Annotated in this window: 15 protein-coding genes, 1 pseudogene and 1 riboswitch; of the genes and pseudogenes, 9 read left to right on the top strand and 7 right to left on the bottom strand. The window is 40.5% G+C overall.

From position 1 onward, the window contains the following. Positions 1-7: 7 nt before the first annotated feature. A complete protein-coding gene (locus tag NMG86_RS23690; RefSeq protein WP_081693737.1) occupies positions 8-2,308 on the bottom strand; it encodes a penicillin-binding protein 1C in 2,301 nt (766 codons plus the stop codon). 282 nt (positions 2,309-2,590) lie between these two features. On the opposite strand from NMG86_RS23690, the gene NMG86_RS23685 reads away from it, so the two are divergent. Then, a complete protein-coding gene (locus NMG86_RS23685; RefSeq protein ID WP_026796637.1) occupies positions 2,591-3,796 on the top strand; it encodes a Coenzyme F420 hydrogenase/dehydrogenase, beta subunit C-terminal domain in 1,206 nt (401 codons plus the stop codon). A 208-nt stretch (positions 3,797-4,004) separates the two neighbouring features. Here NMG86_RS23685 and NMG86_RS23680 read toward each other — a convergent pair whose 3' ends face one another. Together NMG86_RS23680 and typA are read right to left on the bottom strand one after the other, a co-directional pair. Further along, positions 4,005-4,211 carry a hypothetical protein gene (locus NMG86_RS23680; protein WP_026796636.1) on the bottom strand — a complete coding sequence of 69 codons (207 nt, stop codon included), beginning with the start codon at positions 4,209-4,211 and terminating at the stop codon, positions 4,005-4,007. 34 nt (positions 4,212-4,245) lie between these two features. After that, a riboswitch (Glutamine riboswitch) is annotated at positions 4,246-4,337 on the bottom strand. A gap of 145 nt (positions 4,338-4,482) precedes the next feature. After that, positions 4,483-6,273: a translational GTPase TypA gene (gene typA, locus NMG86_RS23675; RefSeq protein WP_026796635.1), complete on the bottom strand. Its 1,791-nt coding sequence runs from the start codon at positions 6,271-6,273 to the stop codon at positions 4,483-4,485. A gap of 286 nt (positions 6,274-6,559) precedes the next feature. Between typA and NMG86_RS23670 the strand changes: the two genes are divergently transcribed. Continuing rightward, complete coding sequence (locus NMG86_RS23670) at positions 6,560-7,615, top strand: ABC transporter substrate-binding protein (protein ID WP_043938980.1); 1,056 nt, start codon at positions 6,560-6,562, stop codon at positions 7,613-7,615. Beyond that, on the top strand, positions 7,599-9,203 hold the full coding sequence (locus NMG86_RS23665) for a HAMP domain-containing methyl-accepting chemotaxis protein (RefSeq protein WP_043938982.1): 1,605 nt from the start codon (positions 7,599-7,601) through the stop codon (positions 9,201-9,203). The genes NMG86_RS23670 and NMG86_RS23665 overlap by 17 nt, the downstream gene beginning before the upstream one ends. On the opposite strand, the gene NMG86_RS23660 is transcribed toward NMG86_RS23665, so the two are convergent. The 3 genes from NMG86_RS23660 to psb28 all read right to left on the bottom strand — a co-directional run bounded on the left by NMG86_RS23660 (position 9,200) and on the right by psb28 (position 11,488). Beyond that, a complete protein-coding gene (locus tag NMG86_RS23660; RefSeq protein ID WP_026796633.1) occupies positions 9,200-10,465 on the bottom strand; it encodes a hypothetical protein in 1,266 nt (421 codons plus the stop codon). The two genes, NMG86_RS23665 and NMG86_RS23660, sit on opposite strands and share 4 nt — an antisense overlap. Positions 10,466-10,534: 69 nt before the next feature. Further along, complete coding sequence (locus NMG86_RS23655; RefSeq protein WP_026795234.1) at positions 10,535-11,035, bottom strand: MogA/MoaB family molybdenum cofactor biosynthesis protein; 501 nt, start codon at positions 11,033-11,035, stop codon at positions 10,535-10,537. A gap of 114 nt (positions 11,036-11,149) precedes the next feature. Continuing rightward, positions 11,150-11,488, bottom strand: coding sequence for a photosystem II reaction center protein Psb28 (psb28, locus tag NMG86_RS23650; RefSeq protein WP_026795233.1), 339 nt, complete (start codon positions 11,486-11,488; stop codon positions 11,150-11,152). A gap of 682 nt (positions 11,489-12,170) precedes the next feature. Between psb28 and chlG the strand changes: the two genes are divergently transcribed. The 5 genes and pseudogenes from chlG to NMG86_RS23625 all read left to right on the top strand — a co-directional run. Next, a complete protein-coding gene (gene chlG, locus NMG86_RS23645; protein ID WP_026787959.1) occupies positions 12,171-13,184 on the top strand; it encodes a chlorophyll synthase ChlG in 1,014 nt (337 codons plus the stop codon). A gap of 146 nt (positions 13,185-13,330) precedes the next feature. Beyond that, positions 13,331-15,757 carry a transglycosylase domain-containing protein gene (locus tag NMG86_RS23640; RefSeq protein WP_052338578.1) on the top strand — a complete coding sequence of 809 codons (2,427 nt, stop codon included), beginning with the start codon at positions 13,331-13,333 and terminating at the stop codon, positions 15,755-15,757. Positions 15,758-15,836: 79 nt separating this feature from the next. Then, positions 15,837-16,049 carry a ssl0294 family protein gene (locus tag NMG86_RS23635; protein ID WP_026795232.1) on the top strand — a complete coding sequence of 71 codons (213 nt, stop codon included), beginning with the start codon at positions 15,837-15,839 and terminating at the stop codon, positions 16,047-16,049. A gap of 135 nt (positions 16,050-16,184) precedes the next feature. Further along, on the top strand, positions 16,185-16,352 hold the full coding sequence (locus NMG86_RS23630) for a GxxExxY protein (RefSeq protein ID WP_199918591.1): 168 nt from the start codon (positions 16,185-16,187) through the stop codon (positions 16,350-16,352). A 381-nt stretch (positions 16,353-16,733) separates the two neighbouring features. After that, positions 16,734-17,009: pseudogene (locus tag NMG86_RS23625) on the top strand (GxxExxY protein); the annotation flags it as partial. A gap of 35 nt (positions 17,010-17,044) precedes the next feature. On the opposite strand, the gene trxA reads toward NMG86_RS23625, so the two are convergent. Beyond that, on the bottom strand, positions 17,045-17,362 hold the full coding sequence (gene trxA, locus NMG86_RS23620; protein ID WP_026787956.1) for a thioredoxin: 318 nt from the start codon (positions 17,360-17,362) through the stop codon (positions 17,045-17,047). Between the two features lie 120 nt (positions 17,363-17,482). Here trxA and fabG point away from each other — a divergent pair, with 120 nt between their 5' ends. Continuing rightward, positions 17,483-18,250 (top strand): 3-oxoacyl-[acyl-carrier-protein] reductase, encoded by a 768-nt coding sequence (fabG, locus tag NMG86_RS23615; RefSeq protein ID WP_026787955.1) that lies wholly within the window; start codon positions 17,483-17,485, stop codon positions 18,248-18,250. Positions 18,251-18,406: the final 156 nt, after the last annotated feature.

The following is an 18,406-nucleotide window of genomic DNA, read 5'->3' as shown; positions in this document are numbered from 1 at the left end:
CCGGTTTCTAATTTACAACCGAGAAACCCCGACGATAGGGTTTTTTATCGGCTTTTTGCACTTGAAATTGAACACTATCCTGTTGAGTACCTTGTTTAACTGTTAATGTCCATTGTCCAGGTTGTAATTGCCAAAACAGAGAATTATCAGACTGAGAATTTAATTTTTCTCCATTTAACCACCATTCCACCGACTGTTGAGAATTACCAGTAATTTTAAATTCTAATTTAGCAGTTTTTTCTGAATTAATCACAAAATAATCATTAACTTGAGGAGAAATAATTTTTAACTGATTTTGGGTTAATTGAGGATGAGATTGTCGAGATAACCATTCATTATATTCGGAATTTAAAACTGATTTAGGAGATTTTTTCTCATATTCGGCGATAGCTTTGGGATCAAAATATTCTAATACTATTCCACCGGAACAATCTTTGGTCGGACGTAACCCGGTAGTTGCACAAATCGGTAACTGAATTAACCCTTCTGGGGCGGGAAAATTAGCAGGTTCTTTTGTTTCGTGTAAATGCAATAAAATTCGATTCCATAATGGTGCAGCACCCGTCACTCCAGATACATTTTCCATACCTTGACCGTCAAAATTTCCTACCCAAGTTGCTACGGTATAATCTGTGGTAAAACCCACTGTCCAAGTATCTCGATAATTGGAAGAAGTTCCGGTTTTAACTGCAACTGGAAAGGGTAAATTCAAGACAGAATCAATCCCAAAAGAATGGGATCTTGCATGGGCATCACTTAACATATTTGTGATTAATTGCCAAGTGACAGGAGCATCAATAGAAAGTGCAGAATTTTTGATATTTCTAGCTTGATTTATGATCACATTAGGTGTGATTATTTTACCTTGATTTGCCATAATTAAATAAGCCTGGGCTAATTCCCATAAACTGACTTCTCCACTCCCTAAAGTTAATCCTAAACCATAATAATCAGGAGTATGAGTTAAATGTTGAAATCCTAATTGTTTTAATCGTTCTAAAAATACGGTAACAGTGACTTTTTCTAATACTTTGACTGCGGGAACATTTAAAGAGTTTGCCAACGCTACCCGTACCCGCACCGGGCCTAAAAATGTTTCGCTGTAGTCCGTTGGACTGTAGAGTTTTGCCCCTGGAATTGCGTAATAACTAGGAACATCTGCTAATATTGTATGGGGTTTAATAATGGCTTTTGATAAGGCTAATTCATATAAAAATGGTTTTAAGGTTGATCCGGGTTGTCGTAAGGCTTGAACACCATCATTTCGCCCGAATTTATCGGTATTAAAATAATCGGGAGAACCCACATAAGCCAATACTTCCCCGGTATGATTATCAATAACTAAAGCCGCAGCATGATGAACATTATGATCTTTTAAACTGATAATAATTTGTTGAATTTGGGCTTCAATAAATTGTTGTAACGGGCGATCTATTGTGGTTTTAATTTTATAGGTTGACTCTCTGACCCCCCCCAGCCCTCCCTTATTAATGGGGGGAGAATTAGGGGTTATTTCTGGATAAATACTCCCCTGATTAATCGGGGAAGGGGGGATGGAATTTGTTAACTTTTCGGTTAGCCAAAATAGAAAATGGGGGGCGGCGATAATTCCTTGTTGTTGGGGTTGGAATTGTAACTTTTCTTCATAGGCGCGTTCCGCTTGAATAGTGGTAATATATCCATCTTCAACCATTCTTTTTAATACATAATTTTGACGTTTTTTTAAGGAGGATAAATTATAATAAGGATTTAGGTCTGTGGGGTCATTGGGAAGGGCGGCTAATAGACTTGCTTGGGCTAAATTCAACTCCGATGCAGAAGTATTAAAATAGGTTTTTGCTGCTGCTTCAACGCCATATAAATTACCTCCCATTGGTAAACGATTAATATAATTTTCTAATATTTCCTGTTGATTCATTCCGGCGGTGAGTCGCCAAGATAACCAAATTTCGCCAAATTTATTTGACAATGTTCGAGGTGCGGGTTCTAATAATCTCGCTAATTGCATGGTAATAGTAGACGCACCGCTAACAATTTTCTTGGCTTGAAAGGCTTCTAAAATAGAACGAATCAGGGCAACGGAATCAACCGCCCCATGTTGATAATAGCGTTTATCTTCGGCGGCAATAATTCCTTGAATAAAATGGGGTGAAACTTGACTTAAAGGCACAATTGCAGTATGATTTTGATCGGAACTTAAAATTGTTCCTAATGGTAAATTATTGCGATCGCTAAATTCAAAAGCTACATCTTTTTGTTGAATATCTGCTGCATGAATAGGAATAAAATAGGGAAATAATCGTACCATTCCCCCTAAACAAAATAGGACTAAAATAGTTCGGATTGCCCGATGGCGAAAACAATGTAAAATTTGCTACACTCCCATTTTTTTAATTGTTTTAGTCATTGACTCGACCATCAAGACTTTGTTGACATCTTTATGGTAATCAACTACAGTGAAACTGTTAAAAAATATATTGAAGATCCGCACCATTTGGTAAACTAATATTTCAAGGGGAATAAATTCCCCTGTGTCGTGTTTCCTCTCAGGTCTGAAGACACTGAGTTTCCACACTCCCACCCTTTTCTTATGACTTCACTACAAGAGCCCGCCAAACATCTCAAAGCTAAAGGTATGAAACCCGGTAGTCGTCGCCCGGCGAAAGAACTCTGTAGCGAGTGCGGTCTGTGCGATACCTATTATATTCATTATGTTAAAGAAGCCTGTGCGTTTCTGAATCAACAAATTGCCGAATTAGAAACAGAAGCTCATGGACGTCGCCGCAATTTAGATAATTGGGATGATGTCTATTTTGGGGTGCATCAAGATATGATGCAAGCTCGAAAAAAAGAACCTATCGAGGGCGCCCAATGGACGGGAATTGTAAGTACCATTGCTATTGAAATGCTTAACCGTGGGTTAGTGGAAGGTGTGGTTTGTGTTCAGAATAGCAAAGAAGATCGTTTTCAACCTCAACCCGTGATTGCTAGAACTCCAGAAGAAATTTTAGCAGCTAAGGTTAATAAACCTACATTATCCCCAAATTTATCGGTATTAGAACAAATTGAACAGTCGAAAATGAAGCGGTTATTAGTGATTGGGGTGGGCTGTCAAATCCAAGCATTAAGGGCAGTTGAGAAGGAATTAGGATTAGAAAAACTTTATGTTTTGGGAACTCCCTGCGTGGATAATGTTACCCGAGCAGGTTTACAAAAATTTCTGGAAACCACCAGTAAATCCCCTGATACTGTTGTTTATTATGAATTTATGCAGGATTTTCGAGTTCACTTTAAACATGAGGATGGCTCTACTGAAACCGTGCCATTTTTTGGGTTAAATACTAAGGAATTAAAGGATATTTTTGCCCCATCTTGTTTGAGTTGTTTTGATTATGTTAACTCTTTGGCGGATTTAGTTGTGGGATATATGGGGGCAACTTTTGGCTGGCAATGGATTGTAGTTAGAAATCAAACCGGACAGGAAATGTTAGACTTAGTGGAAGATTTAATTGATACTCAACCTGTAATTACCCAAGGAAATCGGAAACCAGCCGTGCAGCAAAGTATTCCCGCATACGATAAAGCAGTCACCTTACCGATGTGGGCAGCAAAATTAATGGGAGTAGTGATTGATAAAATCGGCCCTAGAGGGTTAGAATATGCCCGTTTTTCGATAGATTCTCACTTTACTCGGAATTATTTGTATGTTAAACGAAATTATCCTGAGAAATTAGATACTCATGTTCCTGATTTTGCTAAACAAATTGTTGAACAATATAATCTTCCTAATTCTTGAGGGAACAGGGATCACGGATTTAAGAGGATTTCACGGATTTCACGGATTTTCATCTGTGTTAATCCGCTTAAATCCGTGATCGGGAATGGGGAACAGAAAAATAAAAACCCCGCGTTGGTTACTGGGTAATGATGCGGGGTATAATAGATTAATATTGAGTTGGCTGTGGATTTTTGCACCCTGAAAACCAAACAGGGATTTTTGGTATTTATCCAGCATTTTTGACCAATTTAGCACCGATAACGGGGACTGATAAAATCAGCAACATTAACCAAGGTGCTAACACTAAACTAACTACCAAACTGATAGCAGCAACTCCCCTAGCCATGACTTGAACTATTTCTTCATTGGTACTCAAACTGAACAAGACTGCAACAACGGAAACTGCTAAAGAAAACAAAGAAGGTACTAACATCGCCACAAACCCTTAATTCAAGGTAAAAGAGTTTTGTGCGTTCCTTCGGGAAAATTCCCTACTTCCGTCTTCCTCAAACGCCTGAACGCATCCCTCTTAATTGAGCATTTGGGGGAGATGAACGGTTAAGATTGATTTTTGTTATCGGTATTATAACATATTTAAGAAAAAAGTATATAGTTGTTGCGCTTAAGCGCAATCTGTCTTCCCTTCCAAGCAATAAGAGACGCGCCGTGGCACGTCTCTTCATTTTAACGAGGTTAAGACAAGATTAACGTTTAACTAACTTCTTACTGAGTTTGCGTAGACGAATAGACTGGGGAGTAACTTCCACCAATTCATCATGGCCAATATATTCCAACGCCCGTTCCAAACTCATCTCCATAGGGGCTTGTAACTGCACCAGTTCATCCGCCCCGGCCGCCCGATGGTTAGTCAATTGTTTGGTTTTACAGATATTCAGTTCCAAATCTTGGGGACGGTTGTTTTCACCCACAATCATACCTCTGTACACCTTAGTCCCAGGCGTAATAAAAAATACCCCTCGGTCTTCAGCGTTTTTCATCGCATAGAAGGTACTCACCCCTTCCTCAAAGGAAATCAACACCCCATTCCGACGGGCTTCAATATCCCCAGATAGGGCGCGATATTCTAGGAAACTATGGTTCATAATCCCTTCCCCGCGAGTCATCCGCATGAATTCCCCTCGGAACCCAATTAAACCCCGGGCAGGCACAACAAAATCTAACTGAGTTCGGCCATTACCACCAACTAACATATCCTGCATTTCTGCCCGCCGTTGACCCAAGCGTTCAATACAGCTACCCACGCCATCTTCAGGCACATCTAACACCAGATATTCAAAGGGTTCATAGGGTTGGCTATTGACTTCGCGGTAAATTACCTGGGGTTGGGATACCTGGAATTCGTAACCTTCCCGACGCATATTTTCAATCAAAATCCCTAGGTGCAGTTCCCCCCGTCCCGATACCAAGAACTTATCGGGGGAGTCGGTTTCTTCCACCCGCAGGGCGACGTTAGTTTCTAATTCTCGCATTAAGCGATCGCGCACTTGCCGCGAAGTCACTAACTTGCCTTCCTGTCCAGCAAAGGGCGAGTCATTCACCGAGAAAGTCATTTGTAAGGTCGGTTCATCGACTTTAATTAATGGTAAGGCTTGGGGGTCGTTGGGACAGGTAATAGTTTCGCCAATATTGGCATCACTAAACCCAGCCACCGCCACAATATTTCCCGCCGATGCTTCTTGCAGTTCAATCCGTTTTAAGCCTTCAAATCCCATTAATTTAGAGATTTTGCTTTTAACAATACTGCCATCTTCCTTAATTAATGAGGCTAGTTGTCCGGTTTTAATCACGCCATTATGGATTTTTCCAATCACAATTCGCCCCACATATTCAGAATAATCAAGGGTTGTGACCTGCATTTGCAAGGATTTTTCCGGGTTTCCCACTGGGGGCGGAACATATTCGAGGATATACTCAAACATCGGCTGCATATCCGAGCTTTCATCCTCTAGGGTGCGCTTGGCAAAGCCACCTAAACCCGAAGCAAATAGATAGGGGAATTCACATTGGTCGTCATCGGCGCCGAGTTCTAAGAATAAATCTAAGACTTTATCAACGGCGGTGTGGGGGCTGGCGCGATGACGGTCAATTTTATTAATCACGACAATCGGGCGCAGTCCTTTTTCCAAAGCTTTTTTCAACACAAACCGGGTTTGGGGCATGGGCCCTTCGTTGGCATCGACGATTAAAATACAACCGTCCACCATTCCTAATACCCGTTCGACTTCGCCCCCAAAGTCGGCGTGACCAGGGGTGTCGATAATATTAATAACGGTCTCTTTATAGCGAACTGCGGTATTTTTAGATAAAATCGTGATCCCACGTTCCCGTTCAATATCATTAGAGTCCATAACGCAATCTGGAACCTCTTCCCCTTCACGGAAAATGCCAGATTGTCTGAGAAGTGCGTCCACAAGGGTCGTTTTGCCGTGATCGACGTGGGCAATAATTGCTACGTTGCGAATGGGGAGAGACATAAGTTAGGTCTAAGTAAGCTGAATTTTTGGAAAATTGTCAATATTGTTCCAATCTATTAATAATTGTAACGCATCTGCGATCGTATGGGTAGTATTTTTGAGCAAAAAGCCACAAAATTTAGCCCGAACTCCATAGACGGGGAACTCAACATTAGAAGTCGATCATAAACATTAACAATCTCATTGATGATAAAAATATTAAGTTTTCGGGGATTATTCTTGATTTAGATATAATAGTTGTCAGTAAAAGTTTTATCTATTTTATTTATGAAATATCAGTAAAACCATGAAACAACGTCAATATTTAATTTATTTCAGTATAGCTTTAATCGGTTTATTTTTGATCGTAAGCTGTCAAGTATTACAGCCCGACTTAAAAACATCAAGCCCTGCTTCTACTCTGCGCCTGGGTTTTAATAATTGGCCCGGATGTGCCGTTTGGCAAATTGCTTACGAGCAAGAAATTTTCAAGAAAAACAATCTGGATGTTGACTTACAATTTTCTGATTATACCACTGGATTAACTAACTTGGCATCGGGGCAGTTAGATGCAAATTGCCAGACTTTGTATGACACAATTTATATTATGGGGACAAATTCACAAGTTGATCAAGTGATTGTAGCTCTAACAGATTGGTCTACGGGAGGTGATCAAATTATTGCCGCACCAGGAATTCAGACTATTCGGGAATTTAAAGGGAAAAAAGTTGCTTTTGAATCGGGATCTGTGGGGAGTTTTTTACTCCTACTAGCCTTAGAAAAGTATGGATTAAAGCTATCGGATATTCAAGCGGTTAATCAGGATTTAATCACTAATGTTGCCCTTTTTGTTGAGGAAGAAGTGGATGCTATCAGCACCTATATTCCTTTTTCTAAGCAAGCTATGAATCGTTCTGGAAGTCAAATCATATTAACATCTCAAGATTTCCCTGGGGCTGTTTCTGATCATTTAGTGGTAACTCGTAAATTTATGGAAACCCATCCTCAAGTCGTGCAAGCTCTCGTCAATACTTGGTTTGATACCGTTGAATTTATTCAAAAAAATCCAGATTTATCTCGGCAAATTATTGGTTATACTGCTGGGTTAACTGTTCAAGATCTAAAAGATTATCAGTCCAAAATTCCCATAAAAGGCTTATCAGAAAATTTAACTGCTTTTGAAAGGGGAGAAAATTTTACCTCTTTACCCTATGCAGCCGACAAAATATATCAGTTTTTACAAAAAAATAAATTGCTGACAAAATCTGTTAATATAGAACAAATTTTTGATGCTAGTTTTGTTTATAACTTCAATAAAAACCAATCGAATTTAAGGACAATGAATCATGAAAAAAATAATTAAATTTTTTAAACAAGGTGAGTTACAATTAAAAATGATTAATGCCTTTATTTTAATGGGATTAATTGTATTTTTTGTTGCCTTTCTGGGATGGCAAGTAACATTAAATTTAAGCCAGGAACTCAATGAAATTAGCGTAGTCAGATTACCTTCAATTTTGGGTTTAGCAAAGATTGATCAAGGATTAAGAAATATTGATTCTAAACAATCTTGTCTTTTAAATAACTGTATAGGAGGTGACAATAGGGAAATTACTCTGGCACAAATTCAAGAAAATTTTAATTTAATCAATACGGGTTTTTTAGAATATGAAAAACTGCCTCGGACAGAGAAAGAAGATCAACTGTGGAAGCAATTTAAGTTAAGATGGCAGCAATGGAAAAAACAACAAAAAGTTTTTATGAATCTTTATAATGAATTTCAAAAAATTGGAGTTATATACCCCTATCAAACTCAAATTAAATTATGGAAAACAGGTCAACAAAATTCCCCAGAAATGCAAATAGCCCGCCAAGCATCTCTATTTTTATCAAAATTAAATATTCAAGATCGCTCTATTAATCAACCTATTTTATACGCCACATCTCAAAGTTTAGCAAAAGTGATTCAAGAAAATCAACATATAGCAGAATCATCTAAAATTCAAGCAGATAAAACCATTGAAAACAGTCAAAACTTTAGCGTTTTAGCTATGATATTTGGGCCTTTAATAGCCCTAAGTTTAGGGATTATTTTAAGTATAGCGATCGCCCGCCCCATAAGTCAAAGTTTGAAAGGATTAGTTAATACCGTTGTCAACTCCTCCTCCGAAATTGCGGCTACCATTGAAGAACAGGAAAAAATCATAGCTTTACAAGCGGCATCTGTGAATCAAACCACAACCACAATGGATGAATTAGGGAAAACTTCTCGTCAAGCAACCCAACAAGCTGAAACCGCAGCCCAAATTGCTAAACAAGTCTTGAATTTATCTCAGGATGGGGCTAATGCTGTTTCTAAAACCATGTCAGGGATGGTAACTTTAGACCAAAAAGTGAGTGAAATTTCTAGCCAAATTATGACGCTGAATGAACAAGCCCAACAAATTAATAGTATTAGCAACCTAGTCGGTGATATTGCCAATCAAACTAATATGTTAGCCCTGAATGCCTCGATTGAAGCTGTGAGAGCAGGAGAGCATGGTTTAGGGTTTAATGTTGTGGCTTTAGAAATTCGTAAACTCGCCGACCAAACCCATAAATCTGCCCAAAAAATTAATCAATTAATTGATCAAATTGAAAAAGCAGTGAAAAGTACAGTGATCGCGGCGGTCGATGGCAAACATACCGTCCAGCAAAATTTAAAAATTACCGAAGAAACCACCGCAATTTTTAGTAAAGTTACCGTAGCAATGGATCAAGTTTCTTTAAGTTCCCAACAAATTTATTTAACTTCAAAACAACAAGTTCTTGCCATTGAAGAAGTGATATCGGCGATGAATTCTATTAACAACGGCGCTCAACAAACAGTTATTGGAATTAGCCAAACTAAATTGGAAACCCAAGAGCTAAAAAATGCAGCCCATAATCTGAAACAATTAGGGGTAAGTTAAGGCTTAGGAACATCGTAATAGGCCGCAATCCCTTGAACTTGCAACTGATCCCGTAGGCGTTTAGCCCCGGCGGCGTCGGTTAAAGCACCCAATTGAATTTTTTTACCCGTTTTGAACTCCGCAATATAAGCATCAGGAACCACTTCTTTCGCCTGTTCAAAGGAGCGATCGCCACTATAATCCAGCACAACATAATAATATCCGTCCCCGGATTTTATCGGTTCAGTCGGTCTAGCCGGACTCGCCGCCGTCGCAACTCTAGGAACTGCACCGCCCCCGGGTTGAACCGTTGAGGCATTGGTTCCCTGTCCCGACACTGGAGGAGGTGTAACAGCAGGAGTTACAGGTTTTTTGGGTAATAATTCCTGAGTCAGATTATTCAAACCCGGATCATTCGGGGATGTTAGGTTATTTGAGGGTGCAGGTAAGGTTGTGGCTGGACTTGGGGGTAATTGGGCAGGGACAGAAGGGAGCGGAACCGGATTCTGATTCGGATTAATATGGCTCAAGGTATCCAAATCCAAGTTAACAAATTCCTTGGCCGCTAAATTAGGGGAGAGGGAGTCCGTCGGAGGGAGAGATGTTTCTGTTGTGGCTAGGGTTGGGGGGGTAGCAGGAGCATGGTTAGCCGTTGGAGTAGGAAAAAACCGATCCAAACCCAAGCTAGTACGACCAGAGGGAGACGAGATTACATAGCTTAAGGCGGTACAGGATAACAAAAACATAAACATTGAAGCAATGCCCAGGGGCGTTAAGAGACTGGCCATCAAACCCCGGTTTTCCTGGGGGTTAGGGCGCCGTTCTTCTATACTTTTAATTAGGGCTTCTGTCGATTCTAAATATCCATCCGATGAAGTCGCAGTTGGGACGGGTGACTTTAAGCTAAAACTGACCGCAGGTTCAGCCCCATTGGTTTGAGGAGGTGTTGTCGATGACGGTTGAGCCGCAATGGCCAAAGGTGCAGATTTTGCTGGAACTACGGTTTCCCAACCCGAAGGTTGAGTTTGGGGCTCAAACAGCTTTCCCTCCGATGCTGCGGTGTCATTCATGGCTACAGTTACAACATCAGTCGCTTGTTGAAACTGCGGGTTGGTTTGTCCACTGGGGTCGGTTGTGGTTTGTTTTGTGCGTCGTCGATGACGCCGATAACGGGTTAATTCTGATTCGAGTTGCACATCCAAATAACCTAAAACCGCTTTGAGTTGGGGTTTTAATTCTGGCTGTGAGGGTTGAGGGGACTTGATCTCAGATGTTTGACTCATAGTTAAACTGCTATACAAAACTTGATTAAACTTATCTAAGTCTCACCATTCAATGTGAGTTTATCCATTCTATGATAATTTAACTAAATGGGCTAATTCAGGTATGATTAATTTTTCCATTGCCAATTTTACTGCATTAGAAGACCCAGGAATTGAAAAGACTAATTTTCCTTGATAAACTCCAGCTACAGCCCTGGAAGCGATCGCTCTTGACCCTATTTCATGATAACTCAAAGCTCTAAAAATTTCTCCAAATCCAGGTAAAGTTTTTTCTAATAATTGTTCCAGAGCATCATAGGTCGTATCTCTGGGCGCAATTCCAGTTCCTCCATTAAAAATACAAGCATCCAGTTCAGAAATTTGACAGAGTTTTTTTAAGAGTTCTGTAATCTCTTGCGGTTCATCTTTAATAATTTGATAATCGATAATTGGATACCCAGCATTTTGTAGGAATTGGTGAATGAGTTGACCACTTTTATCGGTTTCTGGGGTGCGAGTATCACTGACCGTAATCACCGCACAACTAACCCGAAATTCGGAATGATCGGGATGGGGGACGGTTGAATTCATAAGGTGATGGGTAATGGGTTTTGGGTTTTGGGTTTTGGGTTTTGGTTAATTGATTTAATCAATTAACTCTTATACTGATGACTGATAACTGATAACTGATAACTGATGACTGAATTAGGATTTACTAAATTCTAATCCTTTGGCTTTCGCATAACGTTCCATAAACAACATAAAACGCTCCCATTCTTCAGGAGATTTCATTAAATGAATTGCCTCAATTTCCGTAGGTTTTCCATTAATAAATTTAGCGTTAACCTCTCGAGTGACAATTTCCCCATCATCATCAATCATGTACATTCCTGTAATTTCCTGGGTGGAATCATCCGCTAAGGCTTTAGGATTGAGAAAATAAAATTTTGCTGTTCCTTGACTCTCATCCCGTGAACGAGTTAAGCGAACATCAGGAATTACATCTTCATCAATCCCTCTTGAAAACTGAATTTTAGCTACCATATTGTTTTGTTAAACCTTTTTCCGTTAGGAGTTAACGTCTCATTCTCTCATAATAGGAGCATCAACGAAACCATCAAATCAGGGAGTTGATAGCCCCGTCTCAAAAGGCCAAAAACCGACAAGGGAGCTAAAATAGCCGTAATACCAATTCCGTTTGATACTCCCCAGGGCTGAAGCCACGGGGATTCTTGAATGAATCCGAAAACTCTCAAAGGCGCTATCAAATCACCTCTACACGCTCAAAACAACTACCCTTATAAAAGATATTGCAATTGCGCTTACTTTTAAATTGTGTTTGTTTTCATAGACCATCACAACGCCAGATAGGTACGCTTCACACTCTGCCATTACTTGTCAGTTATACAGGCTTACTACTCCTCAAGGAGTGTGGTGGCTCACTGTGCCGGGATTTCTCCGATACTAGAGTGTTTCAACACGCAGATGGTTGTTTTACTTACGATCTATTCTAACTCAACTTTTCAATCAGTTAGATCAGGAAATATTGAAGGCGGTTGAAACCGCAGCCACTTTCCTCCCCATGTCTAAAGCCAGGGGCTTCTCGCTCGTTTTTTGGTGAAATTAATAAAAACCCAACTTTGCTATTGATTAAAAATCTAGTTTGCTACTGATTCATGTTAACTTTTGTATTGCAGATACTCAAAACACAAACGTACAAAGGATCATGTCGGATACTCCATCGTCTCAACCTTCAGAAGAATTAACAAAAGAAGCGAATTCAGAGCGCAGTGCTAAAACCCGACAACTTTTAGGGATGAAAGGGGCGTCATCGGGAGAAACATCTATCTGGAAAATTCGCCTCCAATTGATGAAACCGATCACCTGGATACCTTTAATTTGGGGGGTGGTTTGTGGTGCGGCTTCATCGGGACATTTTAGTTGGTCAGTGGAAGATGTGTTAAAGGTGGTGACTTGTATGTTAATGTCTGGGCCATTAATGACGGGTTACACCCAGACCATGAATGATTTTTACGATCGGGAATTGGACGCCATTAATGAGCCCTATCGTCCGATCCCTTCCGGGGTGATTTCCATTCCCCAAGTTGTCACCCAAATTTTACTATTGTTAGGCTTAGGAATTGGGATTTCCTACCTGTTAGATACCTGGGCTGGCCATGAATTTCCCATAATTACGGTTTTATGTCTCGGTGGGGCGTTTGTCTCCTATATTTATTCTGCGCCTCCCCTCAAACTCAAGCAAAATGGCTGGTTAGGAAATTACGCACTAGGGGCGAGTTATATTGCTTTACCTTGGTGGGCGGGTCATGCGTTATTTGGAGAACTCACCCCGACCTTGATGGTATTAACCCTATTTTATAGTTTAGCTGGGTTAGGAATTGCCATTGTTAATGACTTTAAAAGTGTGGAAGGCGATCGCCAATTGGGGTTACAATCCCTGCCAGTGATGTTTGGGATCACGACGGCGGCTTGGATTTGTGTTTTAATGATTGATATTTTCCAAGCGGGGATGGCGGTTTATTTAGTTAGTATCAAGCAAAACCTATATGCTACGGTGCTTTTACTGATGATTATTCCCCAAATCACCTTCCAAGATATGTATTTTCTACGCAATCCTGTAGAAAATGATGTTAAATATCAAGCAAGCGCCCAACCGTTTCTAGTTTTAGGAATGCTAGTTGTGGGTTTAGCTATAGGTCATGCGGCGATTGTAGGTTAATTTCCGATCAAACCGCCTGTTCCTTACCCTGGTGTGAAGCCGGGGATCAAGGAAAAAACCTTGATTTTTGGCGAGATCACCGATTCGACTGCTAACTATTCAGGAAAGTTGGCCCTACCCTGGGCTATCCTAGAATATACTATCGAATGCTCAACTCAACCCACCATTTGTCCGAACCAATGGAAGAATCTCAATTACCATCCATAACCAAAACGGACTCCTTAGAGTCAGAAACCTACCCGGAAAATACTTCTGGGGTGGTTTCAACCCAATCCGTTTTGACATCACCCGTGATGACGACGGAAGTAGAACCCGATCAGGTTTCTGCGGAAACCGCTTCTGAGTCAAACCCCCAAGCTGTAACTTGGTATCATCAGGCTCTGAATCGGATCAATTCAAAATGGGTTAAACTGCGTCAGGGTTTCACCCATGAAAATCCTGCGGGGAAACGTTGGTATCGCCGTCCGAAGGTATGGATCGGAATTGGAGTGCTCAGTGTGGGCGGTGGAGCCTTGGGTTATGGTGCTTGGCAATGGTATCTTGTGGATCAAAGTCTTCCCCCCGTCTCCGTTAGTGGAATAGCCTCCTTTAATCGTGATGGTACAATTACGATTAAGGCCAATAACAGTGATATTTTAATGCAAACCGGGCCAGCAACTAGGGAGAAACTCCGCCTCAAACAAATTCCTGAAAAACTGGCGCAAGCTTTTATTTCCACTGAAGATATTCGTTTCTATGACCATGATGGGGTGGACTATCAAGGAATTATTCGCGCCGTTGGCTCTAATATATTAGCCGGGGGAGTGGTGGAAGGAGGAAGTACCATTACCCAACAGTTAGCTAGAATTGTTTATTTGAATCAAGAACATAGTCTGATTCGGAAACTTAAAGAGGCTATGGTTTCTTGGAAAATAGAAGATCAAATTAGTAAAGATGATATCCTAGAACGCTATTTGAATTTAGTATATCTGGGTTCGGGTGCTTACGGGGTAGCGGATGCGGCTTCTGTTTATTTTAGTAAACCCGTGAACGAATTAACTTTGTCGGAAATGGCAATGTTAGCGGGTTTACCCCCCGCACCGAGTCAATATTCTCCTTTGGAAAATCCAGAAGCGGCCAAAAAAAGGCGCAATATTGTTTTACAAAGAATGCAGGATGCTGGGGTAATTACCGCAGCCGAAGCGGAATCGGCGATACAAGAACCCCTGACCCTTAAACCCAGTCAACCTAAACGTTTATTAGTTAAAGCTCCTTATTTTTCGAGTTATGTATTAAAAGAACTCCCCCAATATGTTTCTAAAGAAGTGATAGAAGCTGGTGGGTTAACAGTTGAAACCAGTTTAGATGTGAAATGGCAAGAAGCAGCAGAAAAAACTATTAAAGATGCGGTAGAAATTGATGGTGCGGGTTCAAATTTTGGTCAAGCGGCCTTAGTTTCCATAGAACCAAAAACCGGAGAAGTTAAAGCCATGGTGGGAGGATATCAATATAAAGATAGTGAATTTAATCGTGTTACTCAAGCTCAAAGACAACCGGGATCAACCTTTAAAGGATTAGTTTATGCAACAGCAATTGGGGCGGGTTTTTCCCCCTATGATAGTTATTTAGATGAACCCTATAAGGTTGATGGCTACCGTCCTAGAAATTATGGGAATAAGCATTCTGGATGGATGTCTATGTCCGATGCTTTAAGCCGTTCTGTAAATGTAATTGCGGTTAAAGTATTAGTAGATGTTGGGTTTGAACCCGCTATGAAAATGGCAAAAGATATGGGAATTAAATCACCATTAAAGCCAACCTATGCTATGGCATTAGGAGCCTATGAAGTTAATTTATTAGAGTTAACCAATGCTTACGGAACCCTAGCAGATCAAGGCAGTTATATTCCGGCCCATGGCATTCGTCGGGTTTTAGATAAACAGGGAAATATTATTTATCAAGCTAAATTTAAACCCAAACCCGTTTTAGATAAAAACAGTGCCGCCATCACTACTTGGATGTTAGAAGGGGTAGTGAATGCGGGAACCGGAGGCCCGGCTGCTTTATCGGATCGACAGGTGGCGGGTAAAACCGGAACCTCTGAAGAAGCCAGGGATTTATGGTTTATTGGTTATATTCCCCAAGCCGTAACCGGAATTTGGTTAGGGAATGATAATAATGATCCGACTTGGGGCGCTAGTAGTAGTGCCGCCTATAGTTGGGGGGAATTTATGCGGAAAGTTGTGGAGGGAATGCCAGTTGAAAAGTTCCCTAAACTACCTGAATTAGAAGGACGAAAAGGCAGTATTAAAGCCAAAGCCCATCAACCCAATAGTATAGAAACCGGGTCAAAAGTAGCCATTGAAGATGGTGATCCTGGTGATCCAGCCCAAGCTGCTAATAACGATGGTAGTTACGCCAGCAATTCCGAAAATTATGATAGTGGTTATTCAGAAAATAATAACTCCTATAGTAATTCCTACAGTAATGGCGATGGATATTCTGGCGGATATTCCGAGAGTACATCTTCTGAGGGATATTCCGAGGGTGCTTCTCCTGAAAGTGGATATTCGGAAGGTTCCAATAATTATTAAACAGCCAAATTCTGTTAAACGCGCTAAAATTCAAGAGGATTTATTGCGATCGCCAAGTTAAGGAGAATCTTGATTCATTATGGATGAACTCAAACCTATTTTAGAAGAATTAACCCGTGAACCCATTGCCTTTTTGGGAGGGTTTGTCTCAGGTTTATTAAAATTAAGCCTCAACGATGATCCGATTAAAACTTGGATCGAGAAACAGGGCGGAACTACGGCATCGAGTTCTTCGGACTCTAACAATAATAATGGAAATTCTGGTGGCCCCCAATCAATTCAGATTGACTAATATAGCAGTCGTACTTGGTGGTTAGGACAAAGACAGAATTATTTAGAAACACAAAGACACGAAGACACTAAGAAAAACTTTGTGTCTTTGTGGTTCAATAAAAACACAAAGACACAAAAACACAAAGAAGAAAAGATGCAGAGAGAGGCAATTTCTGATCAGATGAATCAAGTATCAAAGCAGATAGTTGATGCTGCTTTTACTGTGCATTCTGCTTTAGGTGCAGGTTTATTAGAAAGTGTTTTTGACACTCTCAGGTCTGAAGACACGCTCGATTCTGCGGACAGGATTAGTTTAATCTAATTCTCGCTACGATTGCCGCATATCGTCTACTGAGTTGATCGGACGAAAAACCCGATCTTCCCGATACTTTTACTTTTGAATCAAAACACTTTCAGAAGATATCACTAAGCCAAATTGCGGTACGCTCCATATCCTGCCTTTACTTGCTCCTTGCTTGTCATACTGCCGTTAGAATTAAATCTAACCGTTGTTTCAGGGGAGCCGGGATTTCTCCGATACTAGGATACTTCAACACGCAGATATTTATTGTTCTTACTCATGTGTTTTTGATTCTAGCACATTTTTTGATATTTCAATGGGAATAAATTCCCCTGTGTCGCGTTTCCTCTGGTGGTCTGAAGACACTGAGTTTCCACTCTCCCATCTTTTTCTTATGAGGTTTGTTTGGAGTATGAATTAACTAAACGAGGTTTCAGGGTTGATCGGCAGCTAGTTCTACCTATAATTTACGATAAAATTAAGTTAGAAGCGGGCTTTCGACTTGATTTATTGGTCAATGAATCTGTTATTATCGAAGTCAAGGCTGTCGAAACTCTTTTACCCGTTCATACGGCACAAGTAATTACCTATCTCAAACTTTCTCAACACCGACTCGCACTTCTGATTAATTTTAATGTTCCTTTAATCAAAGATGGAATCAAACGCATTGTCCTCTAAACCTTTGTGTCTTTGTGTCTTTGTGGTTAATCAAATTAGAGTAAACCATACACCCATTTAATTAGTTCAGGCGATCGCAATACTCCTTCATGGCGACCAACGGGTTGACCTTTTTTAAATAAAATTAATGTCGGTAAGGCCATAATATTATATTGAGATGCCAGTTCAGGGTATTTATCACTATCAATTTTCACAATTTGGATTTGTTGATTCATTTCTTGATTAACTTCTTCTAAAATCGGTGTCATCATTTGGCAAGGGCCACACCAAGTTGCGTAAAAATCTACTAACACCGGAACATCGGAATTGGTTAGTAGTTCTTGAAAGTTATTAAAGGTTTGTTTAACGGCCATAGTTCATAAGCTGAAAGTTTTGTACTTCAATTATAACTATTCTTTAGCAACTCGGTTTCTCTGAATTTGCTCAAATCTGAGATGATGAGTTTTGGGAATAATAGTTGGAGAAACTACAAAATGGAACGTTTACCTGAAAATTTACAACACTTAAATGGACGAGTAGCAATTATTACGGGCGGGTCGCGGGGTATTGGTCGCGCTGCGGCCTTAGCCTTAGCTGCCGAAGGCGCAAAGATTGTGGTTAATTATGCCAGTTCTTCAACGGTGGCGGATGCAGTGGTGGCTGAAATTACCCAAGCGGGCGGTGAAGCGATCGCACTCCAGGCGGATGTATCGAAGGCAGATCAAGTTGATATCTTGTTTAACAAAGTCACAGAAACCTGGAATAAAGTTGATATTTTAGTGAATAATGCCGGGATTACTCGTGATACTTTACTAATAAGAATGAAGCCAGAAGACTGGCAAGCGGTAATTGATTTGAATTTAACCGGGGTGTTTCTTTGTACTCGTCTGGCTAGTAAAATAATGCTCAAACAAAAGTCAGGACGAATTATTAATATTACCTCCGTTGCAGGACAAATGGGCAACCCTGGTCAAGCTAATTATAGTGCGGCAAAAGCGGGGGTAATTGGATTTACAAAAACCGTGGCAAAAGAATTAGCAAGTCGCGGGATAACGGTGAATGCGGTGGCGCCTGGATTTATTGCAACGGATATGACCAAAGAGTTAAAAAATACGGAAGAAATTCTCAAATTTATTCCCTTGGGTCGTTACGGTCAACCGGAAGAAGTGGCGGGCATGATTCGGTTTTTAGCAGCAGACCCGGCGGCGGCTTATATTACGGGTCAAGTGTTTAATGTGGATGGGGGAATGGTGATGGCGTAGAATCACATCAAGGATTTATATAGTTGACACTCTCAGGTCTGAAGACGCTGAGATTCTGCGGACAGAATTGGTTTAATCTAATTCTGTTTCCAGATGCTTTCCACCCCGTTGGTTTTTCACCGTATTTGGGTAGGGAGTCAACCTCTAAGAAACTAG

Origin of the sequence: Planktothrix rubescens CCAP 1459/22 (genome assembly GCA_904830895.1) — a bacterium.
Classification (GTDB): domain Bacteria; phylum Cyanobacteriota; class Cyanobacteriia; order Cyanobacteriales; family Microcoleaceae; genus Planktothrix; species Planktothrix agardhii.
Note: the sequence above shows the minus strand (reverse complement) of the source record. Positions and strands in the feature narration are given on the sequence as shown.

Bases quoted from the DNA above. Each gene is read 5' to 3' on its own strand.
- NMG86_RS23690 (WP_081693737.1), bottom strand. From the start codon at position 2,308: ATGGTACGATTATTTCCCTATTTTATTCCTATTCATGCAGCAGATATT.
- NMG86_RS23685 (WP_026796637.1), top strand. From the start codon at position 2,591: ATGACTTCACTACAAGAGCCCGCCAAACATCTCAAAGCTAAAGGTATG.
- NMG86_RS23680 (WP_026796636.1), bottom strand. From the start codon at position 4,211: ATGTTAGTACCTTCTTTGTTTTCTTTAGCAGTTTCCGTTGTTGCAGTC.
- typA (WP_026796635.1), bottom strand. From the start codon at position 6,273: ATGTCTCTCCCCATTCGCAACGTAGCAATTATTGCCCACGTCGATCAC.
- NMG86_RS23670 (WP_043938980.1), top strand. From the start codon at position 6,560: ATGAAACAACGTCAATATTTAATTTATTTCAGTATAGCTTTAATCGGT.
- NMG86_RS23665 (WP_043938982.1), top strand. From the start codon at position 7,599: ATGAAAAAAATAATTAAATTTTTTAAACAAGGTGAGTTACAATTAAAA.
- NMG86_RS23660 (WP_026796633.1), bottom strand. From the start codon at position 10,465: ATGAGTCAAACATCTGAGATCAAGTCCCCTCAACCCTCACAGCCAGAA.
- NMG86_RS23655 (WP_026795234.1), bottom strand. From the start codon at position 11,035: ATGAATTCAACCGTCCCCCATCCCGATCATTCCGAATTTCGGGTTAGT.
- psb28 (WP_026795233.1), bottom strand. From the start codon at position 11,488: ATGGTAGCTAAAATTCAGTTTTCAAGAGGGATTGATGAAGATGTAATT.
- chlG (WP_026787959.1), top strand. From the start codon at position 12,171: ATGTCGGATACTCCATCGTCTCAACCTTCAGAAGAATTAACAAAAGAA.
- NMG86_RS23640 (WP_052338578.1), top strand. From the start codon at position 13,331: ATGCTCAACTCAACCCACCATTTGTCCGAACCAATGGAAGAATCTCAA.
- NMG86_RS23635 (WP_026795232.1), top strand. From the start codon at position 15,837: ATGGATGAACTCAAACCTATTTTAGAAGAATTAACCCGTGAACCCATT.
- NMG86_RS23630 (WP_199918591.1), top strand. From the start codon at position 16,185: ATGCAGAGAGAGGCAATTTCTGATCAGATGAATCAAGTATCAAAGCAG.
- trxA (WP_026787956.1), bottom strand. From the start codon at position 17,362: ATGGCCGTTAAACAAACCTTTAATAACTTTCAAGAACTACTAACCAAT.
- fabG (WP_026787955.1), top strand. From the start codon at position 17,483: ATGGAACGTTTACCTGAAAATTTACAACACTTAAATGGACGAGTAGCA.